A 25,012-nucleotide genomic window follows, 5' to 3' on the forward strand; every position below is an offset into this window, starting at 1 on the left:
CACATTTTTTGTGAAATTTTTGTGTGCATAATGGTTTTTAGAAAGGGAATTATATAGAGCTTTCGTTACGGATTCGTTTAATCATTGATTTTAAACCGTTGGATCGTTGTGGTGTAAGATTTTCATTTAAACCAAGTTTTTCAAAGAGCTCTTGAGCATCAGAGTTACGAATTTCAGAAGCTTTTTTACCTGAATAAAAAGCAAGAAGAATATAAATGAGTCCACGCACAATATGGGCATCGGAATCACCTTGAAACGTTAATATTGGATCTTCTGAATTATTACGTGACGATAAAAGCCACACTTGGCTAACACAACCAGGAACTTTGTGGGCATCGTTTCGAGCACTTTCTGGAAAAGGTGGCAATTCATGGCCAAGCTCAATGACATAACGATAACGATCTTCCCAACTATCCAAAAGCGAAAAGTTTTCTATAATATTGTCGATTGTTTCCGCCATGATCTTAGTCCTGTTTCCTTTTAATCATCATGTTGAATATATTATGGGTAGATAAATATTTATATTCCTAACACAACGAATATGAAGAACGTTAAAAATTCTTATTTTAAGATAACATTGTATGATTTTGTGAGAATTTTTTTATTTTCATTTTTGAGAAGCATTAGGAGAAACCTCTATATTATTTTTGTGCCCTAATATGTGTCCTAAATATTCATAAACAGCTCTTGCACCGTAATATGCGCGTTCGCCAAGTAAACTTAAAAAGGACCTTCCTACTTTACAAGTTTCTTTATTACGGTCACAAAATGTTCCTAAGTCATTTAAAGCTTCCTTAAAAGCAATAATCACATCGCTTGTTATTGTCTCATTATTTTTTGAGTTAGAAGAATGATTACTGCTTGGATTTGCTACAAAAAATGAAATAATGACAAAAACAAAAAACAAAAAAAATGATAATTTGATTAAAAAACGTATCATGAGCAATCAATGTACCGCAATGGTAAAGGCAATAAAAAAAAAGAGTATTTTACACACTGCTTCTTTATAAAAAATTTATAAAATGAGTTTTTTATAAAATTGAGTATTCATTTATTGGACCTATATCATTAGCTTTTTTATAAATATGATACGATACCGCTGTATAAAAATGGGATATATTGTCTATTTGGAAAAAAATTAATACTTAAATTATACAAAAATATCAAATCATTTCGTTATAGGATTATTATATATAATAAACTATGATAAGAAATAAGAGACATAATCATGATCGTACATAAGGGGTAGGAAGTGAATACCCCACATTTGTCACCTTTTATTCCACAAGAAAGTGAGCGATAAGATAAGGATTAAACATATAGCCCAATTTCTTTTCCATATTGTGTACATACTTATTTTAAATGATAATTCATTATTTTAAGCTTAGTTGAAAGGGCTAAAGAAAAGCCAAATTCTATTATTCTGACTCTCATGTCGATAACATATTGATATTGTCTATAAAATTTTTACTGGCACACCATAAACATGATCAACATGTCAATAAAAATAGAGAGGAATCTCTTACGATTCCCTCTCAAGCCAAGATGTTTTTATAACATTGTAAACATCAATTTAATTGATACTTATGAAAATAATTGAATATGAATAGAAGGATTTGTGCCAAAATATAATACCATTAAGAATTAATTGCTCTTATCAAACCGTTTACGGATAAGTAACCCTCTCTATGTAAATTATAAAGGATAATAATGGCTATCATCATTCTGGCGTTATAGGAAAATATTCTCAACTTGATTTTAAAGAATAGCAAATATATGTGCTAAAAATGAAGAATAACGTAGCATTATTGTTTAGATCATTAGATGTGATAATGCTTGTTTGAAAACACGACAGGGTCTTGAGAGTTAATCATTTGATGCTCTCTTTATACAGATTAAAGATTTGTAAAATATGAAACTAATAAAAGTTGATAAGAGCTCTTGTTGATTTATCAACTTATAAATGGATATAATAAGGCTGCTTATTTTAGGCACTTGAAAGGAAAAAATAATATCACTGCACTTCTTTCTATCTTGAAATAAGAAATAATTTACATTCGTTTTTTTGTGAAAAATAAACGCAACTGAAAATCAAAACTAATGACAACAAAGCGAAAGACATCCCGAAAAAAAACTGTAAAACATCGTAAATACCATCGTAGTCTTTTTATTACTCTTCTTCTTATAACTTTTCATTTTATTTTTTGGATAGCAAAAACTCTTTATTTTTATACACGAAAAAATACTCTATTTTTTGTTGGTTTTCTTCTTTTTAGCATTAGTTTTTTATTTGTTTCATTTAATGCTTTATTTTCTCAAATGACAACACATCAAAATATTTTTTTTCAAATGAAGTTTTCCTCTTCTCAAAGTATCGAAAAAAAACCTAATCTATCTGAAAAAGAAGCAAAATCACAAGAACCCTCTCGTGTGGCTTCTGTACATTCTTCAAGTCATCCCCAAACAAATTCACCTTTTCTCCCTCCATCAGCAAGTATGCTGGAAAAGCAAAAAGAACTCGCAGAATTAGGACTTTATAATGGACCTTTAGATGGACTGGATGGTCCTAAAACGCGTCGTGCTATCGCTTTATGGAAACAACAAGCTACTCAAAAAAAGCAAAACGACGTTTTACCCAACGCCACAACAGATGAAATTGCAATATTAATTAAGCAGAGCGAAATAGAAATGGCAAATGATACAACAACAAGAAATATAACAAATTCGAAAGAAGCTATTTTAGATCCTTCTGTTGAAGATATTTTACAGGTGCAAAAAGCTTTACGTAATTTTGGTCATGAGGAAGTTCTTGTCACAGGAATAGAAGATCAAAAAACCATAGAAGCCTTAAAACAGTTCCAAAAAATGTTTGATCTTCCTATCACGGGAAAAATTAATCTCACAATTTTAATGAAAATGCGTGAAATTGGTTTATTAAATTAAAGCTAATCATCTATATTATAAAAAACAATCTCTTGATTGATAATGATAATTTATCATCTTCTTGCTTAATACCCCCGAATACAAAAATATTTTTTTACCGCAAACCTTTTTATATTAAATAATCAGAATGATTTTCTTACGCATTCCATATTGAGCCATATAATTTACTCGCAAGGGGATCACGACCGGTTGTAGAAAAAAATCATTATAAGAAAGTAAAGGACTTACTTTAAAATTTTTATTGCTTCTGATGATCAAAAAATACGAAATTCTGTTATTGTATCACACCTTCCTTTCATATTCTCAAGCCAGAAATGATCCATATTTACTGTCAATTTGCTTTTGTGAATATAACGCAAAGGATATGTCCGAACATCTGAAGAATAAGGAGACGAAACGCTAGTGATATTATGGTTATTGTTTCGCAAAATGTTTTATAAAAAGCCGGCACATTTCTCCAATTCATGATTGGAAAAGTTTCATATTTTATGGCGTTGTTTCCTAAAAAAGTCTGTGCTTTTGTTGTGGCTTGTCAATCCTCATTCAATCGCATGTTTGAGATAAGGACTAAGGCGTTTTCTCTGCTGTTATTGCTTTTGTATGCCAAATGGGTGCAAGCGCGTATATCTGCTGTTTGTGTAATCCCTTAAAACAGGAAGTCAGCCTAATTTGGGCAGAACATAAAAGTTTTAAGAGTAGAAATCATTTGTCATCTTGGTCATTTTCTTTTCATTTAACTTTACGACTTTCAAAGACATCTAAAAGCCGTGCCTTCTTTTAAATAATGGAGAGTATTATCTCACGCTTTTATTTATCACGTGTCTTTTGCGGATCACCACCCCCTCATGTAAAATAAAACGTCCCCAATGGAATCTTTGCCATTCATGGGACTTTCTTTAAAGAAACATTTCTTAAAGTATCCAAACCTATTTTGCAACAATATCCGTGAATAATATAATAGCAGTTCCACTGTGCACTATCATCTGTATGCTTGTAAAGGAGCAAGCTGGCATCATTACACATTGTTCCTACTTTCAATGATGCAACAGCTTTTGGTGCTTGGGACGATCCATGAAAAAAAATAGCCTTGCTTTAATTTTTTTATCTACATAGTTCTCCCCGTCTGTAAAGAGCAAGAAACATGGTTTTGATTGATTCAATTATTAAAGAAGTTGAAATGAGGAAATCTTATGATATTCGGAAGGATATTCAATATGAGAAATATATAAATTATATTTATAATCAATACCTTATATAACTTTTATATTTTTCCATAAGTATAAAGCTGGCAGCGCACAGGGAATTTTATAAACTGACAGGAAGTTTTAGATAATTCCATTCCACAAGTGATGACGTGAAATGGGTTAAGAAACATTTTTTCAAAACAGCCCATCAATGTATAAAATAAATGCATTTGTTTGAAGCATTCTGTTTTGTGTGAGGCGTTCCTGCTGTTAAAAAGCAGATGCATAAATTAACTGCACAAGCGCCCAACTCTCTATCAAGCGTCCGTCCATACTGAAAGCCTATTAATAATAACCCTGTTTTATCTTGCCTCCTATTTTATACCCCCCCAAAAATACACTTTCTCACATGCTATAAATTATGGGAGATTTTAGAAATGCTTTTTATTTTCTTTAAGGAATAAAATAAAAGAACGTACATAAAAATTTATTTCGGCAATCACGATACATAAAAAAAATATTAACCTGTTATATCCTTTTTGCTATTGCAGCCTGTGCTGCTGCTAAACGGGCAATTGGAACTCGAAAAGGGGAACATGAAACATAATCTAGGTTATTTTCTTCACATAAAGCAATAGAAGCAGGATCACCTCCATGTTCACCACAAATTCCCAATTTTATTTTTGCACGCTTTGAGCGTCCACGCTGTGCAGCAATGGCAATCAGTTCTCCTACACCATCACGATCAATAGATACGAAAGGATCTTGTTCTAAAAGACCTTTTTGAAAATAGGTTGCCAAAAAAGGAGCCGCATCATCACGGGAAATTCCAAAAGTGGTTTGTGTCAAATCGTTTGTTCCAAATGAAAAAAATTCTGCTGTTTCAGCAATTTCATCGGCTCGAAGCGCTGCTCTTGGAAGCTCAATCATCGTCCCAACCATATACTGAATAGAGCTTCCCTTTTCTTTCATCACTTCTTTAGCAACCTGATCAATACGCGCTTTGACAAAATCAAGTTCAGATTTAAGCGCAATAAGTGGCACCATAATTTCAAGCACAACAGGAGAGCCAGATTTTTGGGCGGCTTCTGCTGCTGCTTCAAAAATCGCCCGCGCTTGCATTTCAGCAATTTCAGGATAAGTAATGGCTAAACGACATCCTCGTAATCCAAGCATAGGGTTAAATTCGTGCAACTGCTGTGCACGTTCAGCAAGCGCTTCTGCAGAAACACCCATAGCTTTTGCAACTTCAAGAATTTCTGCATCGGTTTTTGGTAAGAATTCATGGAGTGGCGGATCAAGCAAGCGAATGGTCACAGGCAAACCACACATAATTTCAAACAATTCACTAAAATCTGAACGCTGCATTGGCAAAAGCTTGTCTAACGCTTTGCGTCGTCCACTTTCATCATGACTTAAAATCATTTCACGCATGGCAACGATACGTTCACCAGAAAAAAACATATGCTCCGTACGGCAAAGACCAATACCTTCAGCCCCAAAAGAACGCCCCATACGGGCATCAGATGGTGTTTCAGCATTGGCGCGAACTCTTATACGTCGCATCCTATCAGCCCATTCCATTAACTTTGCAAAGTCTCCACAAAGCTCAGGCTGCAACATCGCAACCTTCCCTTTGAAAATTTCCCCACTTCCACCATCAATCGTGATAACATCACCCTTTTTAAAATTTTCTCCTGAAGCAAACAACGTATCCGTGTTATAATCAATCCGCACACTGCCAGCACCGGAAATACATGGCTTTCCCATCCCCCGCGCCACAACAGCAGCATGGCTTGTCATACCGCCGCGCGTTGTTAAAATTCCTTCAGCAGCATGCATCCCATGGATATCTTCTGGGCTTGTTTCTACACGGACCAAAATAACTTTGCGCCCTTCCGCTGATGCTGTTTCTGCCTCTTCTGACGTAAAAACAATTTCACCCGTTGCGGCTCCAGGAGAAGCCGGTAAACCACGCCCTATAACAAAACGTTCTGCTTTGGGATCAAGTGTTGGGTGCAAAAGTTGATCAAGTGACTTTGCATCAATACGCATCACAGCCTCTTTGCGACTTATTAAGCTCTCCTCAACCATTTCAATTGCCATCTTGAGAGCTGCACGCGCTGTGCGTTTTCCTGAACGAGTCTGCAGCATCCATAATTTACCCTTTTCAATGGTAAACTCGAGATCTTGCATATCTCGATAATGCTGCTCAAGTTTCTGTGCGATCTGACATAACTTCAAAAAAGCTTCAGGCATGATTTTTTCTAAAGACGGATTATTTGAACCAGCAACAATACGTGCATTTTCTGTAATATTTTGAGGCGTTCGAATGCCCGCCACAACATCCTCTCCTTGCGCATTAACTAAAAATTCACCATAAAGTTCTTTTTGTCCTGTCGATGGATTGCGTGTAAAAGCGACACCTGTTGCCGAATCTTCTCCCATATTCCCAAAAACCATAGCTTGCACATTCACTGCCGTTCCCCAACTTTCAGGAATGCCATGTAAACGGCGATAAGTAACTGCACGTGCTGTCATCCAACTTGAAAAAACAGCTCCAATCGCCCCCCATAACTGTTCTTCAGGGTCTTGTGGAAAAGGTTTTCCTAATTGTTCTTCAACATAGGCTTTATAAGAAATAATAACATTTTTCCAATCATCTGCTGTCATTTCTGTATCAACAGTGTAACCATTGTGCGCTTTTGCTTCATCAAGAATCTCTTCAAAATACGAATGGTCTACGCCTAAAACAACGTTAGAATACATTTGGATAAAACGCCGATAACTATCATAAGCAAAACGTTCATTATTGGCTTGTAAAGCAATCGCTTTGACAGTTTCATCATTCATGCCAAGATTCAGTACTGTATCCATCATCCCTGGCATAGAAGTCCGAGCCCCCGAACGAACAGAAAGCAAAAGCGGTCTTTGTTCATTCCCAAATTCACGTCCCGTTTGTTCAGCAACACGTCCTAGTGCTTTCTTAACAGATTCCTGTAACTCTTCTGGATATGATTTGTCATGGGCATAATAAAAATTACAAACTTCTGTTGTCAGAGTAAAGCCAGGTGGTACTGGCAAACCAAGATTACTCATTTCTGCCAAATTAGCGCCTTTACCTCCCAGAAGATTACGCTCGCTTGCACTTCCTTCTGCGCTGCCATCTCCAAAACTATAAACCCATTTTTTCATTATATAAATCCTCCCATATCAGCACCAAAACATTATTCAACACAGACTCATTTAAAAACAATGATTTGATTTAAACACCAGCAAAACAAAAAATATCGTTTCATAATCACTTCATAAATACACAATACCAATCCTTCCAAAAGAGAAATGATCACACATCTCACTTACCCCCTTCTGGAAGATTAAAATTCAGTTTTTAAGATAACCATCAATCACCGAAAAAAACTCGTCTACGTTCATGGCACCTTCATATTTATCACCATTGATAAAGAAAGTAGGCGTTGCTGTGACACCAAGTTCTTTACCACGCTCAAAAGATGCATTCACTTCATCTAAAATGGACTGATTTTGCAAACACTCAGTAAAACTCTCATCTGTAAAACCCGCCATTAAGCTAATCTTTTTCAACGGTGTCAGAGCATCTTTTACCCAAACCCACTCATTTTGTTTTTGAAATAAAACTTCTATCAAAGGAAAATAGCGATCTTCTGGTGCACATCGTGCTAACATAAAACCTGCTGTTGCCCGAGGATCAAAAGCATAATCGCGAAAAATCATTTTCACTTTGCCTGTTTTGATATATTTTTTACGAATTTGAGGAAGGATATCATTATAAAAATGTGCACAATGCGTACATGTCAACGAAGCATACTCAACAATGATGACTGGTGCATCCGCCTCTCCCTCAAAGCGATCCTTTACTTTACCCGACTGAAGAAGCTCAGCCATATCCACCGTTGCAACAGGTTTGGTGCTACGTGCTAAAGCAACTGTTACACTGTTTTGTACAATCGTTATGAAGAGAAAAATTATTCCAAAAGATAAAAAAGAACGATATTTTACCATAAATAATACTTTTCTGTTGTTATTAAACGAATAGGAATCCAATGCTTTTGCATATATTAAAGGAAAATATATAAAATATCTTGCTATTTATTATTTTTTTCCGAGAAAATGCAACAGCCAAGTTTATAAAGTGATTGGCGTAAGTTTTTATCTTCAATTCCTTCGAGCATTTTTTCTAGGTATTTTTTGTCTTTTTCACTCAAAGTCGGCTTTAGGGGCCCATGATTCATAAAAATCGATACACTCCTTTGTTTAATCTTGATGCGATCAATCGCAATATAACCAAAAAATCCATTAATTCTATGAAGCAATTCCTCCGTTTCATGCATCAATTTTAAAGCAGTAAATCCTTCACATGCGATAACAAGTGTTGCGGGCTTAAAAACTTCATCTTGATCGGCGCGACGTTTCCAAATAATTTTAAGAGGTATTGTATGTTTACTGATATCATAGCCCACAATTTGTGGCCAATGCTCTATAAGCGCAACATTAAGCCCTGTCCGTTTGCGTAAAACTGGATCAAGTATTTTCAGTACCGTCTCAGAAAGAGAATAAAAAGCATGTTTTTTTAGTTGTTTTCTCATTTTTAGATCATTGTTCAACCGTTTACTCAATTACAATCATTTGCTTCATCTAAAAATTATTGCCTTTCCAATTTATATAATATCAATAAAATAAAAAATTCTCTCCTCACCAAAATCTCGACAATAAAAATAAAAGAGCAAAAAAACATGGATTACCAAATCAATGCTTTTTTCTTTTGCATTTTACATTTCCCTATGCTTGAAAACAATCATGTATGAAATTTCTTCGCACCTTCTTTCTTGGTACGATCAAAATCACCGACATCTCCCATGGCGGATTACCCCTGAAGAGCAAAAACAAGGTATCCGTCCTGATCCTTATCACGTTTGGCTTTCTGAAATCATGCTTCAACAAACGACCGTTGAAACGGTTAAGCCTTATTTTAAAAAATTTCTGAAACTTTGGCCTAATCTTTCCTCTTTAGCAAAAGCCTCCCAAGATGACATCATGAAAGCATGGGCTGGACTTGGTTATTATTCACGTGCACGTAATCTTAAAAAATGTGCACAACAGCTTGTTGAAAACTACGCAGGGCAATTTCCACAATCTGTCAAAGCCTTACGAACTCTCGCGGGGATTGGAGATTATACAGCTGCAGCCATTGCCGCAATTGCTTTTAACCAACCTGTAGCAGTGGTTGATGGTAACGTCGAACGTGTGGTAACCCGACTTTTTGCTATCAATTCAATATTACCAAAAGCAAAAGCTGAAATTAAAGAACAAACACAAAAGATTACCGCTTTAAGTCGTCCTGGAGACTTTGCTCAAGCAATGATGGATTTGGGAGCAACAATTTGTACACCACGCAAACCGTCTTGTTTTATCTGCCCTCTTCAAAGTTTATGCAAAGCGGAAAAGATGCAACAAACAGAAGCTTTTCCAGTCAAAGCTCCTAAAAAAGAACGCCCTTTAAAAACAGGTGTTGCTTTTGTGGTCCTTAATAAAAAGAGACAAATTTATTTAGAAAAAAGACAGACACAAAAACTCCTTGGCGGAATGACCCAAATTCCTAATAATATTGGTATAAACAACAAAAATGAACTTCAAAATGCACCCTTTACTGCCAATTGGCAATTCAAAGGACAAATTACCCATGTTTTTACTCACTTTTCTCTAAAACTCGATGTTTACTATACTGACGATCTTCATGAAATGAATTGTGAAAATGGTTGGTGGTGCAATATTCAACATCTTGCCAACGAAGCACTCCCTACTGTTATGAAAAAAGCTATCTCCATAGCACTTCCTAATTCTTTCAGATTTAAATGACCGTCCCTATCAGTAAAAATGTTTGTTAACGGAGACGTTGATATCCCTAGCGACTATTTTTTCCTCTGTAAAAGAAAAATTTAAGGAAATGAAATGATCAATTCTTGCTATAGATAAAAATTAAGAAGGGATAGAAAAGCTTAGAAATCTTAGATTTAAATTTCAGGCTCTATCCTTTTTTTTCCTGTGAAAGAGCAAGCCGGTACCCATCACACACTTTACTCATCTCCAATGTTTTGTCTACAGCCCTTAACTCTTGAGATAGTTCACAAGAGGTACTTTTAGTCCTTTTTTAGCAATTTTACCCCTATGTTAGCCCCGCTTATAACGTGCAAACAAGCGATTTTGATTGATTCAATATGAAACAGCTTTGAAATAAGAAAATTTACGATATTTTGGGGAAGCTAATTCAAGTTGAACAATGCAAATTATCTTTATAAATCACATATTGAACGCACTTTATAGATCTAAGTCTTACCTCAAAAAAACTCTTGATTTTAAACTTCTGAGTGAGGCTTTTAATTCTGATATTTCATTTTTATAAAATTATATTGAAATTTTATTATTTTGGCACTTAAATAAGAATATAGAATGAAACTTTTTCATTTTGATGTCTTCTAACAGAAATATAAAAAACACTCATTTAAAACTTTGCAAGCAAAACGTGCATACAAATAACGCTTTAAAGGGCATAAAATGCCCTTATGTCTCTCTCTATTAAGGGCATCTAAACATTGCTGGTCAATAGAATGAAGTGATCATCTTCGTTTATAAAACACCTGTTTTTAACATTTGTGAGCGTATGATCATTCTTAAATGATCTATGGATTTCAATCGTCCATTTTCCTCATAATACCAAAAGGTCCAACCGTTACAACTCTGCGAATCTTGAGCCTTTCTTCCCATTGCATGAATTGAGCCAGCTTCACCACCATGCATAATCGTACCATCAGCTCTTACAATAGCAGATACTTGCTTCTTGCGATCATAAAGAACTTCCCCAGGATAGAGTAAACCTGCTTCAAGCAAACTATTGAATGCTACGCGCGGCTCTGCTTTTTTTCTATCCAAAATCGCCAGTTCTGGTTGTGCTAAAGGTTTAACCGCCGCAATCCTCTCACACGCTGCATCAATGTAATCTTGCTCACGTTCAATCCCCACAAAGTCACGCCCTAAAAGCTTGGCAACAGCACCTGTTGTTCCCGAACCCAAAAACGGATCAAGAATAACATCACCAGGTTTACTAGAAGCCATAATAATACGCGCTAATAACGCTTGTGGTTTTTGTGTTGGATGTAATTTACGCCCTGAATCATCCTTTAAACGTTCAGCACCTGTACAGAGAGGAAAAAGCCAATCTGAACGCATTTGTAAATCTTCATTCGCCGCTTTTAAGGCTTCATAATTAAATGTGTACTTTTTATCTTTTTGATCTCGTACAGCCCAAATAAGCGTCTCATGGGCATTTTGAAAGCGGCGCCCTCGGAAATTAGGCATCGGATTATTTTTGCGCCAAATAATATCATTAAGCATCCAAAAACCTAAATCTTGTAATGCCGTCCCAACTCGAAAAATATTATGGTAAGATCCGATAACCCAAAGTGTTCCGTTAGGTTTTAACACACGACGACACGCAAGCAACCATGCACGGGTAAAAGCATCATAAGCAGCAAAACTCTCAAACCGATCCCATGCATCATCAACCGCATCAACAAGCGAATGATCTGGACGGTATAGCGCACCATCCAATTGCAAATTATAGGGGGGATCCGCAAAAATCATATCAACGGAATGTTTGGGCAATTTTTCTAAAACGGCAACACAATCTCCTTTAAAAATTTTATTGCGCCATGGCATCTGTGAGGGAGTACGAATGAAATCTTTTTGAAGCTGAATAACTGTCATGAAAAACCCAACAAAATGAACTGAATTTGCCCTATAATCAATCAAAATAGTTTATAGGCCCGCATTACCAATCCATATTTACAAAATAGAGTAAACGTATCGTTAAAATTCTACAAAATTGATATTTGTTTTTATTTTTTTTAAGTAAAAAACTTTCATAAGAATGAATCTTTATTTTTCTTTTTTAATGTACTGTTCCCATAGCTTTTATTTTGTAAAAGAATTAAGAATCGTTTTCAAAGCGTATTTTTATGAAATAAGGTCCTCTTAAGATTGTTTTCATGAAAGTTGTCCATCTCATAACATGTAAAGGAATATCTTATGCCTCAGATAGATCTTATTATTTTTGATTGTGACGGTGTTCTCGTCGACTCTGAATATCTTGCAGCAAAAATTGGATCTCAATTGCTAAAACAAACAGGATATGAAATATCACCCGAAGAATTGAGTGAGCGTTTTGCTGGGCTTATCTTTCGCGATATTCTTAAACACGTTGAACAGGAAACAGAAAAACCAGTTTCTGCTCATCTCATAGATCAGATGACCAATATTTTTCGTACACAAATAAAAACTGAATTACGGGCGATTGCTGATGTAAGAGAAGCCATAGAAATGATTCAAACGCGCTATCCCTACTGTATCTGCTCTAATGCAAAGAGCGTAGATATAAAAGAGATGCTCATCACTGTTGATCTCTATGACCTTTTTGAAGGTAAAATATTTTCAGCACCTGAAGTTGGAACAAAAAAAACAAAACCAGCCCCTGATGTTTTCCTTTTTGCCGCACAACAATTAAAAGCAGAACCCCAAAACACAATCGTTATAGAAGATTCACTTCATGGTGTCCATGCCGCCATAGCAGCAGGCATGCGTGTCATCGGCTTTACGGGAGGTTCCCATAGCTATCTTGGCCACTCTAATGCACTTGCAGAAGCTGGTGCGGAAACGGTTATCGCAAAGCATGCTCATTTAGGAGAAGTTTTAGAAGCAATGGCCGTATGGCGCGATTTCTTATAAAAAAAACCTCTTGAAGATATCCGTTTGTAAATTCTTGTAAGAGGACATTTTTTCCAGATGTCCTCCCCTTCTTGCTTCTCTTCTTTCCTAATAATTTTAATAAATACGTGATTTTCAACATAGGGCGATTGCATCTTAATAATGTGAAGAAGAAAAAATATGGGACCTTGCTCAGAAACCATAAGTCTAACCATTACACATGCTTTAAAAGAAGCAAAAATAAGGATACGAACTCATAGAAATCCACTCTTCTGAGAAATCAAATCTACTGGTAAACTGCCTATCTTTCTCAAATCCAATATCCTAGTCCCAACATCAGTTACCCATCCTGATAAATGGCTCGATTCGTCAAAAAAAATATTACGATGCCTTACTCAATAAAGTATGCAAATTGCTATGCCAAAACCACGCCCCCTCAGCTTATTAAATACATTACGCAATAGGGTAAAATTTTTATGCTTTGTTCGTATTGACCATAGGATAACATATTAAAATTCTTGGAATCTATAAAACACAAGAGCTTGTTGAAAACGACAAAAACACTCTTGTTGAGCTACAAGAGTTTACACTTCCTCAAACTAAATCTCGTACATTTGTTGAAGGCTTATTGATAGTGCTGCTTAAGCAAGCTTTTGATAACATCAATTGGTATAATCTTTCCGAGGTTATATAAAGACTAAAAAATATATCTTTGATAAAGATATATGCTTTTATAGAAAATATTTCTTACCAAAAAACTGATGCGCAATATATTGATTTATATAATAATCTAGCATAGTTCAGATTAAATAAAAAAAATGAATGTCGTAAAATTCTCTCATTTCAAATATTGGATATGTTGAATCAATTAAAGAAATGAATAAAAACGCCTCTTCATGAAGCACCTCAAATGCCAAGGATTGTAGCAACATTAAGAATGAGCAAAGTGTATGACAATGCCCTCTTTCGTCTTTATAAACGTTAAAGATGCTGATACCCTAAAAATTTTATATATGGGGCTTTATCATTATCATTCACACGTATCATTGCGAAATAGGATTGGTATCTTGAGAATTTTTTTAACAAGAACATAAATATGAAACATATAATCGCTGATGTTGAAAAACGTAAAGAAATATCAGCAGCTTCTCAAAATTTTTTGAAAACACTTAATAGATTTTTTAAATAATCAATGAAACGAGATTTTTTCAAAAGTAATTCAACTTTAAGAAAAATACTTTTTCTAAAAAACAAAAGCAGTTTTTCAGTCTGAACAAGAAGAAAATTTTGAAAAATATTATCCAATGCTGATTTTACGCCCCTTATAAAAGCATCCGAATTGATATTCTCATACTGCTTTGTATCATAGTAATATTCTGTTCACATTGGCGAGAAAAAGGTTCAAGACAATATCATTGATTTCTATCCAACTTGAGCTCTCCTTTACACTATGAGAGAATTGTACATTTTTTATTATCTATAGCATAAAAGTATATATCATTAATAGCAAAGTAAGAAATAGCACTATGTTATTATGACAAAAGTTAAATAATAATATGAATAAGCAATATATATTATATATAGAATAAAATTTAATATGTCTATTTATGTTTAAATTATTGAAGCTGTTTTCATAAATGGATCATAATTTTCATATTTTTATTATGAAATTGGTATTTCAAAATAATATGAATATCATTTTATAAAAATGATACGGTTAATACATATCGTTTTATATTATAATACATAATAAAATATTGAATACAATGTTTTAAAATATATAATTTGTAATTACTACTGTTACTTTTTGCAATAATGTTTATAAAAATTTAAAATATATTTAGTATATGTGTTTTAAGCGTTGACTTAAAATACATAATGAAATATGTGTTTTATTTATAAGGTAAGTTATATGTATATATTGTATATTTACTTACATATATAAGTTAAAAGTATTTGAGGTAAGGTTATGGTTAAAATATTTAAAAATTATTTCTTAAGTGTTTTTATAGCAAGCACTTTTTTTCTTTCACAAACTGTAAATGTTAATGCAAATTATTTAGAAAATACTACCCCAAAAGAGGAATTGTCTATTCCCCTAATGAAACAAATAAAGTATGCAAAATCTGATGCAGTTTCTACAACTGCTTTCTATGCTCCATCTGTCAGTTATCAAACAGAAAATGGGACAACCTTTCAAGGAAAAGTTGAAAAGGTCCTTGACCCCATGACTATAGGAATAGGAGTATTGGTTACTGGATGTGTAATAAATGTTATAGGATCAATCATAAGTTGGATAAAGGACATCTCAACGTTCTTAAAATAATTCAATGTATTGTATAACACTAGAATAAGGACTTCATTATGTATTATTCATTTGTTGTAAGTAATTACATAATGAAGATCCTCTTACTAAAATATAAATGCTGTAGATTATATCCAAATATCCAAATTATAAATATACGCATATATATTGAATAGTATAAAACATTTGAGGTAAATTATGATTAAATTATTTAAAAGTCATATATTAATTATTTTTATGATGTTTACCTTTTCTCTTTCACAGATTTCAAATGCCCATGCAAACTATTTGCAAAAGAGGACTCATCGTGAAAATATTTTTGTTTCTGCAATAGAACAGAAAAGAAAGGATGCAGTTCATACCATTTCTCTCTATATACCAAGCCTAAATCGTAATGTGGACAATGAAACGATCATTGAAGGAAAAGTTGAAAAGGTCATGGAACGTCTTGTATTTGGAAATTTTGGTCTTGCGATGGCAATTGGATATGCATCAAGTACGCTAGGCATGTTTTTCGGATGGATGATAGGAAAAATAATATCGTATTTTAAATCTCGTTAAAATTGAAATTTCAGAAGAATAAAATCTTTTTGTATGAAATATAAATATAGATGCATTCTGTTTTTATTTATTGTTGATGATAAATAACAATGAATTATCCCATTAAAAGAATGAAAAACAGCTTTAAATGCTTTCTCTTTTCTCAATGTGCACTAATTCTACCAATGCATCTATTCAATTCATACTAAAATAAAAGTATTGGTGATAAATGATGATTCAAATATTAAAAACTTATGTATTAAATATTTTAATAGTGATTGCTTTTTTACTTTCACAAGTTATAAATGTTCATGCTAATCATTTAAGAAATGATGCTCCATGGGAAACTATTCCTCTCATAGAACAAGAAAAGAAACAAGCTATCAATATCGCTGCTTTCTATGTCTCAAATTTCATTCATAATGTAAAAAATGAATCTGCCATTGAAGGAAAAGTTGAGAAAGTGTTTGAACCCATTACTCTGGGCGTTTTTTCTACAGTAGGCGCTTTGGGTTTTGGATTCTTGACAGGATCTATTATGGCAATAATTAGCGGAATAATCGGATGGGGAATCGGCAAACTTAAATGCAAATAATTCAAAGATACTCAATTATTTTTTCTATTTTAAATAGGAATTTTTACAGCCTGCCTGCCATCATTTGGCAGGCTGTTTTTATGCTTTCTATGGATAAGCTTGAGGTTACCATATTGTATAGCACAAATATAATACTTAATTCATATATAAGCTGATAACTTAAGCTAAACAAAGATTATTCAAAATATACATTTGCGCACGAAATGCCATAAAATTACCTTATAAATTTTCCAATGTGAATCTCAAGATGCATCATTTCAACATTCATTTTAGTAAATTTAATTGTTACTAAAGTATTAAGAGCGTAAAATAGTTCTAAACAATTGAATTTTACAAAAGAGTTCTCCAATAAATATCATTCTATTTATTTTATTTCATGATTCAGGAAGCTACATAAGGGAAGATACGTTGTAAGTTTTAAATGAATGAATAATAGAGAGAAAATTTCCAACTGTAACAGATTTTCTGTGAACATTTGACGTTTGGATCTCAAAAATAAAAATGTTTAAGACTATTTCTTTCATTTTTCTTTTATTATTGAGTCAAAAAAAGAAAATAAGCTTCTATCCATTTACTAATTTAAATATTATGAAAAACATGAAATAAATAACTTCATCAATTTGCCAGAAATAAAAAAGGATAAAACTTATGAAATATATCAGCACGAGAGGACAATCTCCTGCTTTAAGCTTTACGGAAACGATCATGACAGGGCTGGCAAATGATGGTGGACTTTATCTTCCAGATAAAATTCCGCAACTATCATTTGATGCGTTACGCGCACTTCGTGGTCAGTCTTATACAACAATTGCTAAAACAGTTCTGTGGCCCTTTGTAAATAATGAGATCGAATATACAGCTTTTGAAAATATGATTGCTGAATCTTACGCAACCTTCCATCATCCAGCAATCTGTCCATTACAACAAACTGGAATAGATGAATTTATCCTTGAACTTTTTCATGGACCTACTTTAGCTTTTAAAGATGTGGCAATGCAGTTTCTTTCTCGACTGATGGATTATGTTTTGACTAAAAAAAATAGATGTGCAACGATTATTGCTGCAACATCGGGTGATACAGGAGGAGCTGCGATACAAGCTTTTGCTGGAAAAGAGCACTCAGATATTTTTATTTTATTTCCTAAAGGACGTGTATCATCTGTTCAACAACGGCAAATGACAACCAATCAAAGTACAAATGTTCATGCCATTGCCATTGAGGGAAATTTTGATGATTGCCAGGCTCTTGTCAAAGCAATGTTTAATGATCATCATTTTCGTAAAAAAAGAGCCCTTTCAGGTGTTAATTCTATAAATTGGGCGCGTATTATGGCGCAAATTGTTTACTATTTTTCATCTGCACTTTCTTTAGGTGCTCCTGATAGAGCTATTTCATTTACTGTTCCTACTGGAAATTTCGGTGATATTTTTGCAGGTTATGTCGCTGCTCGTATGGGATTACCCATCGCTCAACTGGTTATTGCAACAAATGATAATGACATCCTTGCACGGACATTGACCACCGGTAGTTACAAAACACAACCCATCATCCATACAACATCACCTTCTATGGATATTCAAGTCTCTTCTAATTTTGAACGTTTACTGTTTGAAAGTAGCAATCGTGATCCAATGTGGATTTGCAATGCAATGGAAGACTTGAAAAAAACGGGATCTTTCATTCTTAATGAAAAGCAACTCAAAAATATTCGTTCCCTCTTTTCCGCTGGGAAAAGTAACATGGCTGAAACAGCACAAACAATTGATCGTGTCTATAAAGAAAGTGGCTATCTTGTTGATCCACATACAGCCGTCGCCCTTAAAGTAGCGCGCGAAAATAAAAAACCACATATTCCAATGATCGTCCTTGCCACGGCTCATCCTGCTAAATTTCCTGATACGATTAAAAATGCTTGTGGACTTCATGCCCCATGGCCTTCTCATCTCAATGATGTTATGGAAGGTGAAGAACACTTCATAAGTCTTGCTAATGATGAAAAAATAGTCAAAGATTATATTTCTTTAAAATCGCGTGCATCTTATTAAAGTTAGCTGCATTAATTTAAATCAAAAATATTCTAATACCTTTAACTATGAGGTTATCTAGCGTGTTTAATGGAGTCGTAAATACATGGATGTAGATGTCTGTCGCCTTAGTAATGGTTTGACGATCGCCACACATACAATGCAACAGATTGATAGTGTTGCACTCGGAATATGGGTTAAAGTAGGCTCACGCAATGAAACCTTCACACAGCATGGTATTGCCCATCTTCTTGAACATATGGCTTTTAAAGGAACTGAAAACCGTAGCGCTTTTCAAATTGCAACCGATATTGAAGATGTTGGCGGTGAAATCAATGCCACAACCAGTATTGAAACAACAGCTTACTTTGCACGTGTCCTTAAAAGCGATATCCCACTTGCTATCGATATTTTAGCCGATATTTTGATGCATTCAAAATTTGACGAAGATGAACTAGAACGAGAAAAACAAGTCATTTTTCAGGAGATTGGTGCCGCCCATGACACGCCTGATGATATTGTTTTTGATCACTTTACAGAAACTGCCTTTCGTCATCAATCCCTTGGTCGTTCTATTTTAGGAACAGCTAAAACTCTTCAATCATTTACATCTGTTGATCTTCATGATTTCATCAATAAACAATATAGTGCAGATCGTATGATTGTCGTCGCGGCTGGAGCTGTAAAACACGAAAGCTTTATAAAAGAAGTTGAAAGTCGTCTTGGCACTTTTCGCCCCCATTCAACCGCATCTCTTCCTAATCTTGCAAATTATGTCGGTGGCGACTTTCGTGAATATCGTGATTTAATGGATACACAAGTTGTTCTAGGGTTTGAAGGGCGTGCTTATCACGCGCGTGATTTTTATGCGACCCAAATTCTTTCAATCATTCTTGGTGGAGGGATGTCCTCACGTCTTTTTCAAGAAGTAAGAGAAAAACGTGGATTATGCTATTCTATTTATGCTTTTCATTGGGGGTTTTCAGACACTGGGCTTTTGGGTGTTCATGCAGCGACTGGACAAGAAGGGCTCAAAGAACTCCTGCCTGTGATTCTTGATGAACTTTCCAAGGCAAGCAAAAACATTCACGCCAATGAACTCCAACGAGCACAAACACAATATCGTGCTAATCTCACAATGTCACAGGAAAATCCTTCTAGTCAAGCGCATCTCATTGCTCGCCAAATACTTCTTTACGGTCGCCCCATTCCAATAGCGGAAACAATTGAACGCCTCAATCTCATCACACCTACAAGATTAACTGATTTAGCGCATCGCCTTTTTACAAGTTCCACGCCCACACTCACTGCTGTCGGACCTGTAGGCCCCCTCATGAATTTTGATGACTTAACATCAACTCTTTCATATAAGCTAAAGTAAAAAACTGCTTTTTAAAAAGATGTATCATAATGAGCATGAATATATTTTATCATAAAATTTACCACTGAAACTCTTCTCATTAAATAAGTTTTGGAAATATTAGGCAAAGAGGCGTACACAACTATCCAATTTCTCCTTCATGTGATAGAGATTCTAGTACGTAAAGTTTATATTCATGAAATTTAGAAATTCATGATATAATTTTGCGCTTTTAAAATATACAATTCCATCCGCTTCAAGTTTTATGGAAGCAAATTATATAGTCTATTTGTATATAAAATCATATAACTTAAGAGGAAGTGATCACAATTTATTCTGTAAATAAATAGTAAAAGGTGGACGTTTTTTCTTAAAAATCTAAATGAAAATTAAACATCCTAAATATTGAGAGTGGGGCATTGTGAAGAGTTTGCGTAAAATAATTGACATCATTTTCATTATCGTCGTTAGTTCTTTTGTCCATCTTACATCAGCACACGCTATTGAGCCCATTAAGATTTCTTCTCAGGATGCTGCTCTTGATCTCTCAAAAGCAATTGAAATTCACCATACAAACAACTCTATTTTTCAAACAAGTACAGCGCCGGGACCAGATGGTATTGTATGGCGTATTGAAGTGCAGGCAAAAAGTGAAAAATTTTCCGGAAACTGGGCAGTTTTTTCTCTTGCAAATCCAACAGATGAACAAGTCGATCGTCTCATCGTTGCCCCCCACTACCGCATGGCGCATTCTGGATTTTTTGGGCCAGACCTTGGATCAGCACGGATACAATCTATAACACCAAGTGAAGGTTTTTCTCTCGATCGTCAACCGAGTATGAACTCTGATATTTTTCATATTACTCTCAATCCCGGTGCTGTTGTTACATTTGTGGCCGAACTTAACTCTGCAAATCTACCGCAAATCTATTTATGGCAGCCTGAAGCTTATAAAGATGCCATTAATTCTTATACGCTTTATCATGGTATTCTTCTTGGAATATCAGGTCTCTTAGCCCTTTTGTTAACTGTTCTCTTCGTTGTCCGTGGAACAGGGCTGTTTCCTGCAACAGCTGCTGTCGCTTGGGCCGTGCTTTTTTATATTGGTATTGACTTCAACTTTTTAAATAAATTCTTTGCAGTTACGCTCACAACACAACCAATCTGGCGTGCTGGTACAGAAGTAGCCCTTGCCGCAACACTCTTCATTTTTCTTTTTACCTACCTCAATCTTAATCGCTGGCATTATCATTTTAGTTATGGTGCCATCGCTTGGATCATTGCCTTTTGCAGTTTAGGAGCCTTTGCTATTTATGATCCAATCAGAGCAGCAGGAATTGCCCGTCTATCATTTGGCCTTACCACTGTGCTAGGCATACTGTTAATCATCTATTTTTCAATCAGAAGTTATGACCGCGCCATTATGCTTATCCCAACATGGTTGCTTATTAGCTTTTGGGGTGTGGGAGCCTATGCCTGCATAGCAGGACATTTAAACAATGATATTATCCAACCAGCATTAGCGGGAGGATTAGTGCTCATTGTTCTTCTCATTAGCTTTACTGTCCTGCAACAAACTTTTTCTCATGACGCTTTCCATGAAGGCATATTTTCCGATCTTGAACAACAAGTCCTCGCAGCAAAAGGAGCTGGAAATATCATTTGGGATTGGAATATTGAGCGTGATCGGATCGTTGTTCATCCAAACATAACAACCCTTTTTGGTACTGAAATCCACAACCTCAATGGGACGATGCGCAACTGGATTTCAGCCTTGCACTATGATGATCGTGAACGCTTTCAAGCCGTATTAGATATCATTCTTAAAAATAAAAAAGGGCGTATTGATCAAATTTTTCGACTTTCTTCCGGGGGTGGTTATTATCATTGGTTTTCTCTTCGCGCACGTCCAGCAATGCAAAAAGATGGGAAAGTCACACGTGTCATTGGAACTATTGTCAATATTACGAACCATAAAAAATCTGAAGAACGCTTATTGCATGATGCAATTCACGACAGCTTAACTGGCCTTCCTAACCAACAAATTTTCTTTGATCGGCTACAAAATTATACCTCTTTGGCAAAAGCAAATATTAAAATTAGACCGACCGTCTTTATGATTGATTTTGACAATTTTCGCCAAATTAATCGCAAATTAGGCATAGCCGTTGGGGATACTGTATTGCTTATAATCGCTCGTCGTTTAAATCGTCTTATTAACTTTCAAGATACCTTATCGCGCCTTTCAGCAGACCGTTTTGCAATCATTTTACTCAGTGAAACTGAACCACAACAAATTGCAACATTTGCGGATCATTTGCATAAAACAATTTCAGCACCTATTTCACTTTCGGAAAATAAAATAATTCTTTCAACCTCTATCGGATTGGTTACATGGAGTGAAAGCCGATCAACGGCTAAAGATATTTTTAATGATAGTGAATTAGCAATGATTCGTGCAAAACAAATGGGTGGAAACCATATTGAACCTTTTCGTCCTAATTTTCGCACCCTGGGTCTCGAACAGAATACTCTGGAAAAAGATATTCATTATGCCATAAAACGTCATGAGATGAAAATCCTCTACCATCCTATTCTTAATTTATCAGACGGACATATTATTGGTTTTGAAACAATTGTGGAATGGCATCACCCAACTTATGGAAAATTAAATGCCTCTGATTTCATAAAAATCGTAGAAAATGAACAAATCGTTATGGATTTGTCACAATTTATCATCGAGAATGCCATTATCGATCTTATAAATGTAGAAGAAAAATTTCCCCAACAATCTTTCTTTATTTCAATTAATTTACCAAGCGCAGAGATGATTCATCCTCGTTTTATCAGTCAACTGCGTGCCGCTCTGCTTCGCCATCCTCTCCACAAAGGGCGCTTGATGATTGAGATATCTGAATTTGTCTTAAGAAACAATCCTGAACAATCAGCCCACTTTCTTGAACAAATTAAAACACTTGGAATGAATCTCGCACTCGATAATTTTGGAACAGGTTATTCGTCCCTAACCTATCTCGTACGTTATCCATTTGATATGGTTAAACTTGATCGTTCACTTATCTCAATCGACTCTCTCAAGAAGAAACTTGTTCTCAAGTCTATCATTAATATGGCAACAGATCTTAACTTGCAAATTATCGCAGAAGGTGTTGAGAATGAAAAAGAAGCAATCTTCCTCCGTCAAGAAGGCTGTAAGTATGTTCAAAGCACACTTGTGACGAAACCAATTGCCATAGAAGAATTAATTACTCTCGTTCAAAGCCATTTTCCTTATAAACCAAGATATTGATTTATAAGGAAAATTTATCGTTATTCAAGTTGAATTAAAACTCTGAATACCATAAAATTCTCTTATTTCAAAATTTCTTTCATGTTGAATCAATCAAAACCATTCGCTTTCACGTCACAAGTAAGCAAAACCTAGGTGGAGAAAAAAATATTAAAAAGGAATAAACATGCCTCTTATAAAGAGTCTTAAATGCCAAGAGCTATCGTATTAAGGAATGGCAAATATAACAATGGTGCCCGGTTTGTTACTTTACGAGCGTAAAATAGGGGCAATAGATTTATTTTAATACAACTCACAAGTGCGTTGCGAAATGGGCTTGGGTGCATTGAGGGATGTTTCTTTAAAATAAAAACATAAGGAATCGAATAACATGCAAAATTAAAAAGTTCAGAAAAAACTCTACGCGTGTCCCATTTCAGAAGCAAGATAGATTGGATCAATCCCCATGCGTGTTAAACTTTTATCATATTTGCAACTTAGATCACTTTCAAAAAGAAAACTAGGTGATGTAGAACTGATTAGCCAACCATTTGTAGAAATTTCTGCTTCAAGTTGCCCTGCTTTCCATCCAGCATAACCTAATGCTACCAGAGCATGTTGCGGGCCTTGTTCACAACTGATCGCTTTTAATATATCAATTGTCGCAGTAAAACAGATCTTATCTGCAATAAAAACAGTTTCTTCACAAGCATAATCATCTGAATGAAGGACAAAACCACGCGAAGGATCAACAGGGCCACCATAGCGAACTGGAAACTGTTTTATTGGTTCAGAAAGACGTTTTTTTTGAACGCTATCTATTACGCCAAGGTGAAGCAAAAGCTCTGGAAAATCAATATGATGCAATTGATTGAGAATAATGCCCATCGCACCAGCATCAGAATGCGCACAAACATAAATAACAGAACGAATAAAGCGTTTGTCATTCATCCCAGGCATTGCTATGAGTAATTGTCCACCCAAAAAGCCATTACACTGATTCATTAATCTGTTATTCTCCATAATTTACATGATAAAAGTTTGTCTATTTAGTACACTAGGAAAATAAAACTCCAATGAAAAAAAGTCACATATTTACAAATTTACAAAATATCCCAGCTTTCTTTTATAAAAAGCTTTTCGTTACTTTAAGCTTAACATTGATAGTTTTAGAATTACTTAACATTTCTGTAAATGCTCAAACAGAACAAAAACTCAAGCTTTTCTCAACCTCTTGGTATGAATCAGAGGGGGGGCGTATTCGATTAGCAATCACTGAACCTTCTCTTTCTGAAGTGAGAGAAGGCTTTATTGAAATTGTCCTCAAACCAGGATGGAAAACGTACTGGCGTAATCCAGGTAATTCAGGAATGGCACCCTTTTTTAATTTCAACCAACAAGTTTCTTATGAAATCTTTTATCCTACTCCACAGCTTTTTGAAATAGAAAATGATTGGTCATTAGGCTATAAAGATAAAGTGGTATTGCCCTTTCATCTATCTTCTTCAAGCAAAAATTTAAGTGGTACTTTTACTCTTGGATTATGCCATAAAATCTGTCTTCCTTTGACTGTTAACTTTGATTTTTTGCCATCTGCTCTTAAAAACAAACCTCTGCCTATTTCCTTGTTAAAAAATGCCCAAGATTCTTTGCCGCGCATGACGCAAAATGCCCTAAAAATAAGCGCCGAAAAAAATAATAATACCCTCCTTATAAAAATACAAAATAATAACAAAAAAATGCCCTACTCTCTTTTTTTAGATGGAGAAGAAATGCAAATTGGAGCAGCAAAAAAAATCAATGCGAATGCGGAATATACACTCTTTAGCGCTCCACTCTATTTCGTACCAGAAGAAACCAACCATAAAATTTTTTATACAGTCTCTTTTAAAGATCACGCCTTAAGTGGAACATTTATATTCCATACGCCATCAAACCCTCTTGCTACCCCATGATAAAAGAGAAAAAAATCTCAAAC

General features: G+C 34.9%; 17 protein-coding genes. 10 read left to right on the top strand and 7 right to left on the bottom strand.

What is annotated here, in order from left to right:
* Positions 1-49 precede the first annotated feature (49 nt).
* Complete coding sequence (locus NNJ85_RS01345) at positions 50-460, bottom strand: SufE family protein (RefSeq protein ID WP_120101053.1); 411 nt, start codon at positions 458-460, stop codon at positions 50-52.
* A gap of 147 nt (positions 461-607) precedes the next feature.
* Positions 608-940, bottom strand: coding sequence for a DUF5330 domain-containing protein (locus NNJ85_RS01350; protein WP_254472947.1), 333 nt, complete (start codon positions 938-940; stop codon positions 608-610).
* Between the two features lie 1,160 nt (positions 941-2,100).
* On the opposite strand from NNJ85_RS01350, the gene NNJ85_RS01355 reads away from it, so the two are divergent.
* On the top strand, positions 2,101-2,943 hold the full coding sequence (locus NNJ85_RS01355) for a peptidoglycan-binding domain-containing protein (RefSeq protein ID WP_254472949.1): 843 nt from the start codon (positions 2,101-2,103) through the stop codon (positions 2,941-2,943).
* A 1,712-nt stretch (positions 2,944-4,655) separates the two neighbouring features.
* Here NNJ85_RS01355 and ppdK read toward each other — a convergent pair.
* The 3 genes from ppdK to NNJ85_RS01370 form a co-directional block, all read right to left on the bottom strand.
* A complete protein-coding gene (gene ppdK / locus NNJ85_RS01360; protein ID WP_254472951.1) occupies positions 4,656-7,322 on the bottom strand; it encodes a pyruvate, phosphate dikinase in 2,667 nt (888 codons plus the stop codon).
* Positions 7,323-7,511: 189 nt separating this feature from the next.
* Positions 7,512-8,168 carry a DsbA family protein gene (locus NNJ85_RS01365; protein WP_254472952.1) on the bottom strand — a complete coding sequence of 219 codons (657 nt, stop codon included), beginning with the start codon at positions 8,166-8,168 and terminating at the stop codon, positions 7,512-7,514.
* A gap of 83 nt (positions 8,169-8,251) precedes the next feature.
* Entirely contained in the window at positions 8,252-8,752 is a 501-nt protein-coding gene (locus NNJ85_RS01370; RefSeq protein WP_254472953.1) for a DUF721 domain-containing protein, read from the bottom strand.
* A 163-nt stretch (positions 8,753-8,915) separates the two neighbouring features.
* On the opposite strand from NNJ85_RS01370, the gene mutY reads away from it, so the two are divergent.
* The gene (mutY, locus tag NNJ85_RS01375; protein WP_254472954.1) at positions 8,916-10,022 is read left to right on the top strand and encodes an A/G-specific adenine glycosylase; all 1,107 of its coding nucleotides are present in this window, start codon (positions 8,916-8,918) and stop codon (positions 10,020-10,022) included.
* A gap of 768 nt (positions 10,023-10,790) precedes the next feature.
* On the opposite strand, the gene NNJ85_RS01380 is transcribed toward mutY, so the two are convergent.
* Positions 10,791-11,879, bottom strand: coding sequence for a site-specific DNA-methyltransferase (locus tag NNJ85_RS01380; protein ID WP_371923322.1), 1,089 nt, complete (start codon positions 11,877-11,879; stop codon positions 10,791-10,793).
* 369 nt (positions 11,880-12,248) lie between these two features.
* Here NNJ85_RS01380 and NNJ85_RS01385 point away from each other — a divergent pair, with 369 nt between their 5' ends.
* The 7 genes from NNJ85_RS01385 to NNJ85_RS01415 all read left to right on the top strand — a co-directional run bounded on the left by NNJ85_RS01385 (position 12,249) and on the right by NNJ85_RS01415 (position 23,055).
* Positions 12,249-12,944: an HAD family phosphatase gene (locus NNJ85_RS01385; protein WP_254472956.1), complete on the top strand. Its 696-nt coding sequence runs from the start codon at positions 12,249-12,251 to the stop codon at positions 12,942-12,944.
* Between the two features lie 1,948 nt (positions 12,945-14,892).
* Entirely contained in the window at positions 14,893-15,249 is a 357-nt protein-coding gene (locus tag NNJ85_RS01390; RefSeq protein WP_254472957.1) for a hypothetical protein, read from the top strand.
* A 177-nt stretch (positions 15,250-15,426) separates the two neighbouring features.
* Positions 15,427-15,789 (top strand): hypothetical protein, encoded by a 363-nt coding sequence (locus NNJ85_RS01395; RefSeq protein WP_254472958.1) that lies wholly within the window; start codon positions 15,427-15,429, stop codon positions 15,787-15,789.
* 211 nt (positions 15,790-16,000) lie between these two features.
* Positions 16,001-16,363 (top strand): hypothetical protein, encoded by a 363-nt coding sequence (locus NNJ85_RS01400; RefSeq protein ID WP_254473890.1) that lies wholly within the window; start codon positions 16,001-16,003, stop codon positions 16,361-16,363.
* A 648-nt stretch (positions 16,364-17,011) separates the two neighbouring features.
* Complete coding sequence (gene thrC, locus NNJ85_RS01405; protein ID WP_254472960.1) at positions 17,012-18,409, top strand: threonine synthase; 1,398 nt, start codon at positions 17,012-17,014, stop codon at positions 18,407-18,409.
* Between the two features lie 85 nt (positions 18,410-18,494).
* Positions 18,495-19,769, top strand: a complete 1,275-nt coding sequence (locus NNJ85_RS01410; protein ID WP_254472962.1) for a pitrilysin family protein — start codon at positions 18,495-18,497, stop codon at positions 19,767-19,769.
* Between the two features lie 400 nt (positions 19,770-20,169).
* Positions 20,170-23,055: an EAL domain-containing protein gene (locus tag NNJ85_RS01415; protein WP_254472964.1), complete on the top strand. Its 2,886-nt coding sequence runs from the start codon at positions 20,170-20,172 to the stop codon at positions 23,053-23,055.
* Between the two features lie 399 nt (positions 23,056-23,454).
* Here NNJ85_RS01415 and NNJ85_RS01420 read toward each other — a convergent pair whose 3' ends face one another.
* Positions 23,455-24,039 (bottom strand): YqgE/AlgH family protein, encoded by a 585-nt coding sequence (locus tag NNJ85_RS01420; RefSeq protein WP_254472966.1) that lies wholly within the window; start codon positions 24,037-24,039, stop codon positions 23,455-23,457.
* A 71-nt stretch (positions 24,040-24,110) separates the two neighbouring features.
* On the opposite strand from NNJ85_RS01420, the gene NNJ85_RS01425 reads away from it, so the two are divergent.
* A complete protein-coding gene (locus NNJ85_RS01425) occupies positions 24,111-24,989 on the top strand; it encodes a protein-disulfide reductase DsbD domain-containing protein (protein WP_254472967.1) in 879 nt (292 codons plus the stop codon).
* Positions 24,990-25,012 lie beyond the last annotated feature (23 nt).

The organism is Bartonella sp. B1098 (assembly GCF_944896145.1).
In the GTDB taxonomy this organism is placed as follows: Bacteria; Pseudomonadota; Alphaproteobacteria; order Rhizobiales; family Rhizobiaceae; genus Bartonella.